The sequence below is a fragment of the Trichocoleus sp. FACHB-262 genome (assembly GCF_014696035.1).
Classification (GTDB): Bacteria; Cyanobacteriota; Cyanobacteriia; order FACHB-46; family FACHB-46; genus Trichocoleus.
This window is the reverse complement of the sequence record NZ_JACJPK010000090.1, coordinates 53,753-66,341: the sequence shown is the minus strand read 5'-3', so window position 1 is coordinate 66,341 and position 12,589 is coordinate 53,753. Positions and strand designations below refer to the sequence as shown.

Genomic DNA, 12,589 nt, shown 5'->3' with positions numbered 1-12,589 from the left:
GCAGCATTAGTCATGAGGCAGCTAACGATCTTCCGGAATTGGCGACCGAAGCGGCGATCGCAATCGCAACCCGTCGTACAGATCAAGATTCGAGACGGACAGTTTCACATCTTAGGCAACGGAGTTTGGCACTCTTACTGGCGAGAGCCTTACCATCTGCTGCTTACTATTCCTTGGACTGGCTTTTTAGCCCTGACGGTTCTCTGCTATGTGGTTACTAATGCCGTCTTTGCACTGCTGTATCTAGCTCAACCCGCTAGCATCGCCAACGCCAAACCTGGGTCTTTTCTAGATGCCTTCTTCTTTAGTGTGCAAACTCTCGCCTCTATTGGCTACGGAGCCCTGTATCCCCAGACAGTATATGCCAACATATTAGTCACCATTGAGGCGATGGTCAGTTTAGTTGGGATTGCCCTCCTGACAGGGTTAGCGTTTGCTCGTTTTTCACGACCTACAGCGCGGGTTTCCTTTAGTCATGTTGCCGTGATTGGTCCCTACGAAGGAGTACCCACCTTCATATTTCGGACTGCTAATCAACGACGCAACCAAATTTTGGAAGCCCAAATCCGACTGTACTTAATGCGGGATGAAACGAGCGCTGAGGGACACTCTATGCGGCGTTTTTACGAATTGAAGCTTCTGAGGAGTCGTACTCCCAGTTTTACCCTCAGTTGGACGGTGCTCCATCCCATTGATGAATACAGTCCTTTTTATGGAGCTACACCCGAGTCTCTAGCTCAAATGCGAGCCTCAGTGGTGGTTTCCCTCAGCGGCATTGATGAAACGGTATCTCAAGTCATCCATGCGCGTCACACCTACAGCGCTCAAGAGATTTTATGGAATTACTGCTTTGTTGATATCTTTCATGAGACAGCCGATGGGCATCGCTACATCGACTACAACCACTTTCATGATGTACTGCCTTTACCGTAATGGCCTTTACCGTAACGGCTTGACCACAACTCGGCCATTTTCGACCACGGTGCAACGCTGAGACAAATTTTTGCAGCGATCGCCTGTCGCTTCTTCGGCACACTGTTCTGCCTGTTGGATTTGTTGCTGTTGCTGATCTAAGGTAGATACGCAACTAGAGGTGGAGACGGACATATTCAGCCTGTTTAGCTCTACTTCTATTATCGTTCATCTGGGACAACTCAGTTTGCGGATTACCCGATCGCTAAGCCGTATCTACGCTTATAAAATTTGATATCGCGCTTTGGAATTCTAGTGTTGTTTAAGCACTAAAGACAAAGCGATCGCCCTTTGTTTTGTATGGAGCGATCGCCTCGTTTTATTTGCTTCTAATTGCAGTAGGCAAAACCTACCTCAACTTATCGAGTCTAATTAACGGTTGGTGGGGCAGTTAGCCAAGTTATTGGTTGTGCCTGTACCACCAGAAATCCAACCGAGGCGCTCTCGACCAGACACGCTGGTGTAGAAGACTCGAATCCACTTGCCATTGGTTTGGCTGGGTTTCGTGAGGAAGATTCTGGCTCCCTTGGCAGGTCCGTCAGAGCTGCCTTGATAAGTTTGAGGCGTAGTGCCGGGGTTGTCATATGCTCTTAAACCGAAGCGTAGAGACTCATATCCTGCACCATCCACATCTGGATCGCGCAGTCTGCGGCATTCTCCGCGCTGGACATTGCCAGGATTGTCACCTGGATTGCCGCCTGTGCAGTTGGTGACGAGGTTAGTAGTTTGAATCCAGCCGACACTGGGGGTTCTGATTTGAGCGATGCCGTTACCCAGTATTCCTGTGAGGGTGACGCTGCTTCTAGCGGCTACAGTCCCTACTCTGCGAGTGAGTTGAGTATCTTCATAGATATTGACCGCTGCGGTGGTGCCACGGCAGGTACCAATGTAATCAGTTCTTTCGCTGAGAGTGATAGTTGCGGCTGGAGCAGCAGGAGCGGGGCTAGGAGCGGGACTCTGAGCTTGGGCTAGAAGTTGAGCAGTCTGCTGGTCTGAGCTTTGGTCTGCGATCGCGCTGGCAGCCGCTCCCAGTCCTGTCCCGGTGTTGACGGTAGCGGCAAACAGTAGGGCACAGCTGATTCTTTTTAGGTTTTTGTAATTCATTTTTTATGCTAGACAAAATACTCCTCATGGGAAAGTCTACCAAGAAAAATTTTTCTAGGGCTTAGCTTGAAACACAAGTCATCAAACCTTAACTATTAGTAGACATTGAGAATGCCCTAGCCTCAATAAACACAAGGCATTAAATTCCCAATTTCAGCCAACCGAATAAATCTTCTATAGTGAGGTGCAAGTCAGCAATCCAATTTGGTGTAAGCAATAAGTCTTGCGGATCTTGCAATAGTTCTGGTTGCTGCCCAGGGGGATAAACCAGCACAGAGCGCTCTGCTGGATCAATCAGCCAACCTAGTTGAGTCCCATGATTGAGGCAATGCAGAATGTTGCCCGTCACTCTAGTTTGGCTTTGGTCAGGGGAAAGAATTTCAATGGTCCAGTCGGGATGGGTGTCAAAGGTGTTGGCAATCTCCCCACTAGCATCCAGGGGAATCCTCCCCCAAGTAAAGACGGCGACATCAGGAACAATGGAGCGTCCACCAAAAGTACAACGTAGTTCTGGAAAAGCAAGTGCAGTTTTCTGAGGCTTAGTTACAGCGTTGATTGCATTTACCAATTCGCCCTGAATGGTACTGTGTTTTCCTTGAGGCATTGGCTTTTGAATGACTTGACCGTTGATATACTCACTGGCTGGTTCGGTTTCAGGCTGTTGCAAAAACTCTTCTAACGTAAGTGCTCTAGTAGGTATCTGAACCATCGCGATCGCCCCTTGCTCCAGCAGTAATGGCTGTTTTTATTGTCCCTTGTCTCCTTAAGATTGGATAAAAAACAAAGCGATCGCCCTCTGCTGCTTCGAGTTTCAGGAGAGCGATCGCTTGCCAATTAATACAATTTGCTACACCAAAACTTCTTCGTTACCGCCGTCATCGGTTGCCACGATCTCGGTTGTGACATTTCCTTTGTCTAGACGGATCACTCTGTTCTTGAGTTCTGACGCTAACTTGTAAATTCCATTTAAGTTATCAATCGGATAGCTCACTTCCTTTTTATCTTCGCTAAACAGACTGACGTACTTTTGTTTAGAGTTGAAGCGAAGTCGGCAAATAGTCTTCCAGGTGTTCCCATCCAGCAAGATGCCAGCATAACTTTTAGTATCTTTTAGCTGAACCCGCTTAGGCTCGATCACCTCGCTCAGAATCGCTTTGACGATCAAGAACCCTTCCAATTCTTCTTCAGTCGTAACAATGCCGTCACTGGGAGCACCGTTAGATGCGCTGGATGTAGTAGATGCAGCATCTTCTGCCTTCAGCGCTGTTTGTAATGTCCCTGTTATACGCTCTTTAATAAACTCACTCAGAGATGACTTAACGATATCAGCAAACATGTCAACGACTGACTGTTTGAGCCTATCTTTATAAATTTGTGCAGCAAAAAATTTAATGAACTCTGGTGAAGGATTCACGAGTTGCTCCGCCATAATTCGCTTGATTTCTCTCGTATACATCAAGCTGATAGCTGTATTTTTGAGCTCATCTGGATTAAAGGAAGAGTTAGAAAACTTCTTTAGTTCATTTAATGGGGCCTCTTGGATGTTCAGCATATTGAACTCCAGAAATGGCTTGGCATCCATAATGTTCTGCCTTTCTAAGTCAGAGTAGAAGCGATAGATAATTCCATTGGTTAAAATACTGAACTTCGCTTCTGTCGCATTAAAGTACTTGAAGAGCTGAGAAATATGCTGTGGCTTCTCTAAACTTTCACCACATGATTTGCACTCGATTAAAATGATTGGTTTTCCATCCTGGAGAATAGCGTAATCAACCTTATCTCCTTTCACCTCTGGTACATCTGCACCAAACTCTGGATATACTTCACCTGGATTGAAGACGTTATAACCTAGAGCTTGCATAAAAGGCATGATCAAAGCGCTTTTTGTGGCCTGCTCGTTACCCAAAATCTGGTCTCTTAATTTGGGAATTTGGTCACTAATTGCTCTCAGCTGATCGATAAAGTCCATTAAAGTTTCTCCACTTGATAGGTAATCGTACTGAACAGTTAAAACTAGCAGGCTTGCATTATTGCTAAGATGCCCTATCGAATCTCAACAGCTACGAAGAAACCACAAATAAATGTAGGAATGTCATCAAGAGGTAATAAAGTTTTGGATGAAACTGTAGTAACTACTAGAAAAAGACCAATAGGTTCTTAAGCAAACTCAACAGATTTGCAAGCGATCGCTTCTTTAAGGAGAGCAAACAGAAGGGCGATCGCCCCTCTTCCTATATCCAAAGAGCGATCATAAATTGAGCTGGGAACTCAGAAGTTAATTATGCTTCTAAGTAAGTGGATGGGTCGCGATCGCTACTAGATGATGGGCGATTGAATGAGCATTCCTGCTGAGAAGGCCAATATTACTCCATCGGATAGTAACGTCTGAGGCGAGAAAAAAGATAACCTTCAGGCAGACATAGCAAAAAAGAATTCATGAGGTGGATGGTGATGACTGGTTTCTCTCGCTGGACTGCAAAAAGTACAGCACTACTGGCTTTGGGATTAACAACGGTTGTAGCTGCGCCTGTAGTGGCACCCATTGTCATGACAGCCCCGGCGAGTGCGGCTGAACTCTCCGATGTACGCGATCATTGGGCACGTCCCTTTATTGAAAAACTCGCAGATGAAAACATCATTACTGGATTCCCTGATGGCACCTACAAGCCAAACCAGGCAGTAACCCGCGCCCAATTTGCTGCGATCGTCCGGAAAGCGTTTAACAAAGATCGAATTCGTAGCTCTCGTGGCTTTGCCGATGTCTCCAGTAACTATTGGGCAGCCAGCGCGATCGATGCGGCTTATGAAACAGGTTTTCTCTCCGGTTATCCCAACAACCAGTTCCGTCCTGACGAGCAGATTCCACGGGTACAGGTCTTAGTTTCCCTATCCAGTGGTCTCACCCTGAAAGCAGACCAAGCTACGGCTAGTACTCTCGGTGTGTATGCAGATGCGCGGCAAATTCCCACCTATGCCACCGAAGGAGTTGCAGCAGCCACCGAAGACAACATTGTGGTCAACTATCCTAATGTCAGTTACCTCAATCCGAATGATGTAGCAACCAGAGCCGAAGTTGCCGCCTTTGTTTATCAGGCTTTAGTTAAATCAGGCCGACTCCAACCATTGGCGACTCAGATCGATGTGAATCGCTATATCGTCAAGAGCAACACCTCTGGTACCAATGCTAACACTGGCGGCCAACCTCCTAGCACTGGCACCCAAACTACCCAAAACCCAGAGTTACGCATCGCTCAAGGTACTAAAGTCAACGTCAAGTATGAAGCCTCAGACAAAGTGGTGGTGGCTCCAGGCGAAAGCATCAATATGACAGTAACCACCGCTAGTGATATTAAAAACTCTCAGGGTAAGGTGCTCGTTCCAGCGAACAGTCGTCTGGAAGGTCAGCTAATTCCTCGTTATAGCGGCTCTACATTCCTAGGTACGCAGTTTGTGGCGCAGCGTTTGTTGGTCGGTACCCAAACCTACAACAATCTCAATGTCACCTCTCCTTTAGTGACCGCTAAAGCACCTGAGGAGGCGAAGCGCCAAAGCTTAGAGGATACCGCAATTACCGCAGCTGCTCGGACGATCGCCGATACCGTTTTAGGAAGATCGGTGAAACCAGCAGATATCCTCACGACGATTTTGACGGGGAGAACTCCTGGCACCACCCCAACAACTAACACTCAAAATCAGTTGGTGATTATTGATCCCGAAACAGATCTACCACTCACGTTTGGCTCTGATTTTTATCTAAGCGCGATCGCGAGTTAGGTCTAACTCCTTGCCCCTTCCCTAATAGGGAAGGGGAGATCAAAGTCTTCGGCCCCTCGCCTAGGAGGCGAGGGGTTGGGGAGAGGTTCTTACATCTCCTTTAGATACTGTTGATAACCTATTTGATCCAACTTGGCTTGTTTCTCCATCACCATATCCTTGAGAGATTGACGATATTGTTGGACTTGCTCTAGCAGCGTGGAATTTGAGGTGGCGAGGATTTGGACTGCTAACAATCCGGCGTTTTTGGCATTACCGATCGCGACGGTGGCGACAGGAATTCCGGCGGGCATTTGCACAATCGAGTAGAGAGAGTCTACGCCTTGGAGATTGCGAGTAGCCACAGGCACCCCAATCACAGGTAAGGGAGTGAGAGAGGCAACCATACCGGGTAAGTGCGCGGCTCCTCCCGCTCCAGCGATGATCACTTTGATGCCGCGTGTATGGGCTTGCTGGGCATATTCCACCATGCGTTCTGGGGTGCGGTGAGCAGAGACAATGCCGACTTCGCAGGGCACACCGAATTCTTCACAAGTGGCGATCGCGGCTTGCATGGTGGGCAAATCGGAATCACTGCCCATGATGATGCCAACTAAAGGTTGAGTCATTGAGATTTTGGATTTGAGATTTAGGATTTTGGATTAAGTTAGAACTTGCGGTTTCAGTATTGCAACTCTCAATCCAGCACATGGATATTATCAAGGCGCGGGTGCCTGGTCACCTAGGAATTCAGCATATTCACATCGAAGACGGCATTATTCAATGGGTCGAACCAATGGGGCAGTCCGTAGCAGGCATCATCCCCATTCACGAACCCTTGCTAGATGCGGGCGCAAACTGGATTTCTCTCGGTGGGGTTGACCTGCAAATTAACGGAGCCTTAGGGTTAGCCTTTCCAGACCTCGCCCCAGAGCATTTCGACAAACTCGCTGAAATTTGCCAGTTTCTTTGGCAGCAGGGCGTAGATGCTTTTCTCCCCACCATCGTCACCACATCTGTAGAGAACATTCAGCGATCGCTTGCCACCATTGCGCAATTCATCGAACAAATCCAACCTACCCAAACAAAGGCTGCTCAAATTCTCGGCGTGCATCTAGAAGGCCCATTCCTCAACCCTGAAAAACGCGGTGCTCACCCAGCTGAATACCTACTGCCCCTCACCGTCGAGCAAATCAAGCGAGTATTAGGTGACTGCGCTCACATCGTCAAAGTCATCACCCTCGCCCCCGAACTCGACCCCACCGGAGCCGCGATCGCCTACCTGCGCTCCCTCGGCATCACTATCAGCCTCGGCCACTCCCAAGCCACCGTTGCCCAAGCGCAACAAGCCTTCGCCCAAGGAGCCACAATGGTCACCCACGCCTTCAACGCCATGCCCAGCCTGCACCACCGCGAACCCGGACTGCTAGGAGCCGCGATCGCCAACCCACAAGTACAATGCGGCTTCATCGCCGATGGCCAACACGTCTCCCCAATCATGCTCGACCTCCTGCTGAGAGCCAGCCGCTACGACCAAGGCTTATTCCTGGTCAGTGATGCCTTGGCTCCACTGGGTCTACCGGATGGCATTTACCCTTGGGACACCCGCGAAATTGAGGTAAAACACGGCACCGCAAGACTTCCAGATGGCACCCTATCTGGAACAACCTTGCCCTTGTTAGTTGGCGTACAAAATTTGGTGAAATGGGGCCTTTGCAGTGTAGAACAAGCGATCGCCCTAGCCACCACCTCACCCAGACGCGCGATCGGATTGTGGAACCAGTCAGCAGACGATCATTGTCTCTACCAAGGTCAGCCCGCTAGCAACTTACTGCGCTGGTCATTCGATTCTGAATCTCAAAATTTAGTGTGGCAGCGAGTAGAGACCTAACCCCCAGCCCCTTCCCTCGCAGGGAAGGGGAGATGAAGAGAGAAAACACAATTTCGAAACCCTAACAGGCCAACTTGTCTGGAGGGGGACTGGGGGACGCAGCCGTCCCTCAGCGGGAGTTTGAGGGCAGGTGCCCTCAAGGCTCGGATTCACCAAGTGTCACCAAGAGCATCAGAGACCCGCGATCGCCCCACCAAAACTATCGCGCTAAGAACAAATCATCATAGGATTGAGAACTGTAGTCTGTTGAAACCCAGTAAATAGAAGCAAATTTATGAACGTGGTGGATGATAAAACCGTAGTCCGTGAGTACTTCAACGCAACCGGATTTGACCGCTGGCGACGCATTTACGGCGATGGAGAAGTTAACAAAGTCCAACTCGACATTCGCATTGGGCATCAACAGACCATTGATCACGTCTTGGGCTGGCTTAAAGCCGACGACAACCTTTCCCAAATAACCATTTGCGACGCAGGCTGTGGTGTGGGTAGCCTCAGTATCCCTCTAGCTGAAGCAGGCGCTAAAGTCTTCAGCAGCGACATCTCCGAAAAAATGGTCGAAGAAGCTAAAGAGCGCGCTGCCACCGAACTCGGCCAAGGCACCAACCCCACATTTAGTGTTCAAGACCTCGAAAGCCTCACGGGTAGCTATCACACCGTCATTTGCCTCGACGTGTTGATCCACTATCCACAAGACAAAGCCGCTGATATGATCGCGCATCTCAGCTCCCTGGCAGAATCGCGGTTGATTCTCAGCTTTGCCCCCAAGACCCTCGCCTACAGCCTACTCAAGAAAATTGGCGACTTTTTTCCTGGCCCCAGTAAAGCCACTCGCGCCTACCTGCACCGAGAAGCAGACGTAGTGAAAATCCTGGAAGCCAATGGCTGGAAAATTGAGCGCAATGCCATGACCAAAACCCGCTTCTACTTCTCCCGCCTCCTCGAAGCCGTGAAAAAATAAGCTTCAAAATTCGATAAAGTCACAGGCAAGGGCGATCGCGACAGGCTAGAATCTCGGCTAGCTCGATCGCCCAATCACAACTATGAAGCTGGTTAAAAAAATTGCTGCTGGTATTTTGCTGCCCTTTGGTTTAGCAATCGTTATTCTGGCAACCGCCGACCTCCTCAACAAAAATGCCACTGCCGATAGTAAGGAAGGCTCAGCTGCTATCCTAGTTCTCTTTGGCCTCCCTAGCTTGGGTTTAGGCAGTTGGTTTGTCTGGGATCTAACTCAAAAGAGTCGAGCCGAAAAGCGCGATCGCTTGCAAGATGCTTTCTATCAGCTCGTAGAAGCCAATGGTGGCAAAATTACAGTTCTGCGATTTGCCAAAGAAGCAGATTTATCGGGTGCTGAAGCCAAGCAATATTTGGAAGAAAAAGCTAAAGAATTTAACGCCAGTTATGATGTCAACGAACAGGGAGACATTACCTATCGCTTCACGTTTTAGCCGATCACCTATAGTTTTGATACATGGGATGAGGGCAGCGCATTGACATGAAACTGCTCAGGAAACTAGCTTCAGGGTTTCTGCTCACTTGGGGATTTTTGTTTCTGATCGTCCCTGTCTCGGTGCTGCCTGACCAAAACGCTTCTCAGGAAGACAGAGATCAGGCGATCGGTTGTTTGGTAGGTGGCATTCCCGTCACTGCCTGGGGCGTTTGGTTGGCTTGGGGTCTTTATCGCCAACGGGAAAAAGAACAGCGCGATCGCTTGCAAGCCATCTTTTATCATCTGCTCAAGCAAGGCAATGGCGCTGTCACCGTTCTAGAGTTAGCAATGGAAGCCAAACTCTCTGGAGCGGATGCGAAACAGTATTTAGATGCCAAAGCGAGAGAATTTGGCGCTACGTTTGATGTCACCGATCGCGGCAGTATTGCTTATGAGTTTGACCTGAAAGCCGTGAATTTGTTCGAGCCTGCCTCAGCTCCACTTAACTCCGAGAACTAGCGATCGCTTCAGTGAGCTAGGCTCGCTAGCATGAAGCGTAGATGTGTTTGAGAGGGTTGGCATGGTTCGCATTTTTTTGGCGATCGCGGCGATTTTGGCAGGTTTAGCAGTGGCGGCTGGGGCATTTGCTTCTCACGCTTTGCGAGACAAACTGAGCGATCGGGCTTTAGAGATTTTTGAAACGGCTTCGCGTTATCAGATGTATCACGCCTTAGCTTTGTTGTTGGTGGCGGTGTTGCTGACTCAGGTGGCGATACCCTCCGCTTTGTTAAATACAGCAGGCTATGCGTTTCTGGCAGGGATTGTGCTGTTTTCGGGCAGTTTGTATGCGTTGAGTCTTTCTGGGGTGAAGTGGCTGGGCGCGATTACTCCCCTTGGTGGTGTGGCGTTTTTGATTGGTTGGGGTTGTGTGGCAGCGGCAGCTTGGACTTCTAAGTTTTAGTTTATTGAAAACCAAGACTTGAGGGCACCTGCCCTCAAACTCCCGCTGAGGGACGACTGCGTCCCCCAGACCCCCTCCAGACGAGTTGGATGGTTGGAGGTTCGAGATTGTCTTATCTCCCCTCTCCCACGGGGAGAGGGGCCGGGTGAGAGGTTTCTCAAGCCATCGTTACTGACATCAAATCCTCGGCCATCTCGAAGTTGGCGGTGACGTTTTGGACATCGTCGGAGTCTTCCAGGGCATCCATGAGTTTCAGGAGCGATCGCGCTTGGTCGGGGTCGGTGACTTCCATTGTGTTATTGGGTATCCAGCGCAGTTCGGCTTGTTGAACGTGGTAGCCCTTTTCTTTAAGGACTTGACTGAGGTTTTCCAAGTTGGCGACTTCAGTGAATACTTCTGCACCTTCTGCTTCATCCACCTGGGTCAGCTCGTAGAATTCGGCTCCACCTTCTAGGGAGGCTTCTAGCAAGGCATCTTCATCAATTTGGCTACTGGTGGCGTTGCGATTACGTTTCCGTCCTTCCTCAGCGGGGGCAGCAGTAATGGTGACTACCCCTTTTTGGTCAAACATCCAACTGACACAGCCGGTTTCACCTAGGTTGCCGCCGTTTTTACTGAAGGCTTCGCGCATATCAGCAGCGGTGCGGTTGCGGTTATCGGTTAGGGCTTCGATCAGCACTGCCACACCTCCAGGGCCATAACCTTCGTAGCGAATGGCTTCTAAGGCGGCGTTGTCGGGGCCGAGTTTGCCTGCTCCTTTGGCGATCGCCCGGTCAATGTTGTCGTTGGGAATTCCGGCGGCTTTGGCCTTCTCGATCGCAGTACGGAGCTGGAAGTTGCCGTTGGGGTCAGGCACGCCACTCCGGGCTGCTACAATAATCTCTCGCGAGATTTTAGTGAAGACTTTGCCCTTCACCGCATCGACTCTGGCTTTTTGGCGCTTGATATTGGCCCACTTACTATGTCCTGCCATAAAGGTGAGGTCAGACTGAAACCGTTAAAACTGCAATTGAATTGACTAGCATCGATGTTAGCAGAGGCTTTGCATCCACTACATTAGTTAGGTTGAGCGATCGCAACATCAAAAAGCTATGAGTAGAGCGTGGAGGCAGTGTTTACAAGGATGCTGGCAATTGGCATGGACGAGAAATGCCGTCGTGATTGTGCTCCTACTGCTGAGTGTATTGGGGTGTTTTGACTGGAAACCCACATCTGCGCTCGCCGCTCCTACCTCTCCTCAGGTGACACATCTGACGCTGTGGCAAGGCGTGAATCCACCGCCAAATCGTGATGTGTTGCAGAAATTAGTCGATCGATTTAATCAAACTCACACAGATATCCAGGTTGACTCAATTTATGTCGGGCAACCGGATGAGCAGATGCCCAAAATCCTTGCGGCTGTGGTAGGGAATTCAGCGCCTGACATGCTCTGGTTTGCACCGATGATTACGGGGCAGTTGGTGGAGTTGGATGCAATTCGGCCTCTAGAGCAGTGGTTGGATCAGTCTCCTCTGCGCGAGCAAATTGCGCCTACTTTATTTGAAACAATGGAGCTGGAAAACCATCTCTGGTCGATTCCCTTTGGCACCAACAATGTCGGTATTTTCTATCGACCGAGTTTATTTCAAGCCGCTGGTATTACCCAACTGCCTCAAACATGGGAAGAGTTGCGGCAGGTAGCGCAGACTTTAACCCGTGATACCGATGGCGATCGCCGGATTGACCAACATGGGATGCTGCTCCCTCTGGGCAAAGGCGAGTGGACGGTGTTTAACTGGTTGCCGTTTATGTGGAGTGGCGGTGGAGAACTTACGGATGCGGGTGAAGCCAATCCTGCTGCGGTGAATCTGGCAAACTCAGGCGCGATCGCGGCTCTGCAACTCTGGAGAGACTTGCTAGATGATGGTTCTGCGGTTCTATCCCTACCCGAACGCGGTTATGAACTTGATGGTTTTCTCGCAGGCAAAGTCGCGATGCAACTCTCTGGCCCTTGGACACTAGGACAACTGCAAGCCACTGGAGTTGATTTTGGCGTAATTCCCATTCCCACAGAGGCTAGACGGGCTACGGCGAGTGGTGGGGAGAATCTGTTTTTCTTCAAAAGCACCCCAGAGCGAGAACAAGCTGCGTTGACGTTTGCGGAATATGTGTTGAGCGAGGAATTTCAAACGCAATGGGCTTTAGGAACAGGCTATTTACCCACCAATCTCAAGGCTCGTCAGAATCCTACCTATCAGCAGTTTATCTCGCAACAGCCTGCGGTCAGCGTATTCTTAGAGCAAGCTCCCTACGGGCGATCGCGACCAATTTTTTTCGGGTACAATCGCGTCTCTGAACAGTTGGGGCGGGCGATCGAAGCTGTTTTGTTAGGAAAAAGCACTCCAACCGCAGCCTTGACGGAAGCACAACGTCGTCTCAGCTTAATTTTTCACTAATCTCATCAGCTATCCAAAACTGCCAACATGCTCCCACGGAGTCT

General features: G+C 49.6%; 14 protein-coding genes. 8 read left to right on the top strand and 6 right to left on the bottom strand.

Annotation, left to right across the window (positions count from 1 at the left end; genetic code table 11):
• The first annotated feature begins 12 nt into the window (after positions 1 to 12).
• Positions 13 to 933, top strand: a complete 921-nt coding sequence (locus tag H6F68_RS20775) for an ion channel (protein ID WP_190561945.1) — start codon at positions 13 to 15, stop codon at positions 931 to 933.
• 6 nt (positions 934 to 939) lie between these two features.
• Here the strand turns inward: H6F68_RS20775 and H6F68_RS20770 are convergent, their stop codons facing one another.
• The 4 genes from H6F68_RS20770 to H6F68_RS20755 form a co-directional block, all read right to left on the bottom strand.
• On the bottom strand, positions 940 to 1,107 hold the full coding sequence (locus H6F68_RS20770) for a hypothetical protein (protein ID WP_190554446.1): 168 nt from the start codon (positions 1,105 to 1,107) through the stop codon (positions 940 to 942).
• Positions 1,108 to 1,344: 237 nt separating this feature from the next.
• Positions 1,345 to 2,076 carry a hypothetical protein gene (locus H6F68_RS20765; RefSeq protein WP_190561943.1) on the bottom strand — a complete coding sequence of 244 codons (732 nt, stop codon included), beginning with the start codon at positions 2,074 to 2,076 and terminating at the stop codon, positions 1,345 to 1,347.
• 139 nt (positions 2,077 to 2,215) lie between these two features.
• A complete protein-coding gene (locus H6F68_RS20760; RefSeq protein ID WP_190561941.1) occupies positions 2,216 to 2,785 on the bottom strand; it encodes a Uma2 family endonuclease in 570 nt (189 codons plus the stop codon).
• Positions 2,786 to 2,923: 138 nt separating this feature from the next.
• Positions 2,924 to 4,045 (bottom strand): type I restriction endonuclease, encoded by a 1,122-nt coding sequence (locus H6F68_RS20755; protein ID WP_190561939.1) that lies wholly within the window; start codon positions 4,043 to 4,045, stop codon positions 2,924 to 2,926.
• Positions 4,046 to 4,527: 482 nt separating this feature from the next.
• Here H6F68_RS20755 and H6F68_RS20750 point away from each other — a divergent pair, with 482 nt between their 5' ends.
• On the top strand, positions 4,528 to 5,850 hold the full coding sequence (locus tag H6F68_RS20750) for an S-layer homology domain-containing protein (protein ID WP_190552831.1): 1,323 nt from the start codon (positions 4,528 to 4,530) through the stop codon (positions 5,848 to 5,850).
• An 89-nt stretch (positions 5,851 to 5,939) separates the two neighbouring features.
• Here H6F68_RS20750 and purE read toward each other — a convergent pair whose 3' ends face one another.
• Entirely contained in the window at positions 5,940 to 6,458 is a 519-nt protein-coding gene (gene purE / locus H6F68_RS20745; protein WP_190561938.1) for a 5-(carboxyamino)imidazole ribonucleotide mutase, read from the bottom strand.
• Between the two features lie 80 nt (positions 6,459 to 6,538).
• On the opposite strand from purE, the gene nagA reads away from it, so the two are divergent.
• The 5 genes from nagA to H6F68_RS20720 all read left to right on the top strand — a co-directional run bounded on the left by nagA (position 6,539) and on the right by H6F68_RS20720 (position 10,110).
• The gene (nagA, locus tag H6F68_RS20740) at positions 6,539 to 7,720 is read left to right on the top strand and encodes an N-acetylglucosamine-6-phosphate deacetylase (protein WP_190561936.1); all 1,182 of its coding nucleotides are present in this window, start codon (positions 6,539 to 6,541) and stop codon (positions 7,718 to 7,720) included.
• Between the two features lie 274 nt (positions 7,721 to 7,994).
• Entirely contained in the window at positions 7,995 to 8,681 is a 687-nt protein-coding gene (bchM, locus tag H6F68_RS20735; protein ID WP_190561934.1) for a magnesium protoporphyrin IX methyltransferase, read from the top strand.
• Positions 8,682 to 8,763: 82 nt separating this feature from the next.
• Entirely contained in the window at positions 8,764 to 9,168 is a 405-nt protein-coding gene (locus tag H6F68_RS20730; protein ID WP_190561932.1) for a hypothetical protein, read from the top strand.
• 47 nt (positions 9,169 to 9,215) lie between these two features.
• Complete coding sequence (locus H6F68_RS20725) at positions 9,216 to 9,668, top strand: hypothetical protein (RefSeq protein ID WP_190561930.1); 453 nt, start codon at positions 9,216 to 9,218, stop codon at positions 9,666 to 9,668.
• A 61-nt stretch (positions 9,669 to 9,729) separates the two neighbouring features.
• The gene (locus H6F68_RS20720) at positions 9,730 to 10,110 is read left to right on the top strand and encodes a DUF423 domain-containing protein (RefSeq protein ID WP_190561928.1); all 381 of its coding nucleotides are present in this window, start codon (positions 9,730 to 9,732) and stop codon (positions 10,108 to 10,110) included.
• Positions 10,111 to 10,267: 157 nt separating this feature from the next.
• Here H6F68_RS20720 and H6F68_RS20715 read toward each other — a convergent pair whose 3' ends face one another.
• Positions 10,268 to 11,083, bottom strand: a complete 816-nt coding sequence (locus tag H6F68_RS20715) for a YebC/PmpR family DNA-binding transcriptional regulator (RefSeq protein ID WP_190561926.1) — start codon at positions 11,081 to 11,083, stop codon at positions 10,268 to 10,270.
• A 118-nt stretch (positions 11,084 to 11,201) separates the two neighbouring features.
• Between H6F68_RS20715 and H6F68_RS20710 the strand changes: the two genes are divergently transcribed.
• Positions 11,202 to 12,545 carry an ABC transporter substrate-binding protein gene (locus H6F68_RS20710; protein WP_190561924.1) on the top strand — a complete coding sequence of 448 codons (1,344 nt, stop codon included), beginning with the start codon at positions 11,202 to 11,204 and terminating at the stop codon, positions 12,543 to 12,545.
• The last annotated feature ends 44 nt before the right edge of the window (positions 12,546 to 12,589 follow it).

What these genes read in the sequence shown, in the direction of transcription:
- H6F68_RS20775 (WP_190561945.1), top strand. Translation starts at nt 13, where the DNA reads ATGAGGCAGCTAACGATCTTCCGGAATTGGCGACCGAAGCGGCGATCG.
- H6F68_RS20770 (WP_190554446.1), bottom strand. Translation starts at nt 1,107, where the DNA reads ATGTCCGTCTCCACCTCTAGTTGCGTATCTACCTTAGATCAGCAACAG.
- H6F68_RS20765 (WP_190561943.1), bottom strand. Translation starts at nt 2,076, where the DNA reads ATGAATTACAAAAACCTAAAAAGAATCAGCTGTGCCCTACTGTTTGCC.
- H6F68_RS20760 (WP_190561941.1), bottom strand. Translation starts at nt 2,785, where the DNA reads ATGGTTCAGATACCTACTAGAGCACTTACGTTAGAAGAGTTTTTGCAA.
- H6F68_RS20755 (WP_190561939.1), bottom strand. Translation starts at nt 4,045, where the DNA reads ATGGACTTTATCGATCAGCTGAGAGCAATTAGTGACCAAATTCCCAAA.
- H6F68_RS20750 (WP_190552831.1), top strand. Translation starts at nt 4,528, where the DNA reads ATGACTGGTTTCTCTCGCTGGACTGCAAAAAGTACAGCACTACTGGCT.
- purE (WP_190561938.1), bottom strand. Translation starts at nt 6,458, where the DNA reads ATGACTCAACCTTTAGTTGGCATCATCATGGGCAGTGATTCCGATTTG.
- nagA (WP_190561936.1), top strand. Translation starts at nt 6,539, where the DNA reads ATGGATATTATCAAGGCGCGGGTGCCTGGTCACCTAGGAATTCAGCAT.
- bchM (WP_190561934.1), top strand. Translation starts at nt 7,995, where the DNA reads ATGAACGTGGTGGATGATAAAACCGTAGTCCGTGAGTACTTCAACGCA.
- H6F68_RS20730 (WP_190561932.1), top strand. Translation starts at nt 8,764, where the DNA reads ATGAAGCTGGTTAAAAAAATTGCTGCTGGTATTTTGCTGCCCTTTGGT.
- H6F68_RS20725 (WP_190561930.1), top strand. Translation starts at nt 9,216, where the DNA reads ATGAAACTGCTCAGGAAACTAGCTTCAGGGTTTCTGCTCACTTGGGGA.
- H6F68_RS20720 (WP_190561928.1), top strand. Translation starts at nt 9,730, where the DNA reads ATGGTTCGCATTTTTTTGGCGATCGCGGCGATTTTGGCAGGTTTAGCA.
- H6F68_RS20715 (WP_190561926.1), bottom strand. Translation starts at nt 11,083, where the DNA reads ATGGCAGGACATAGTAAGTGGGCCAATATCAAGCGCCAAAAAGCCAGA.
- H6F68_RS20710 (WP_190561924.1), top strand. Translation starts at nt 11,202, where the DNA reads ATGAGTAGAGCGTGGAGGCAGTGTTTACAAGGATGCTGGCAATTGGCA.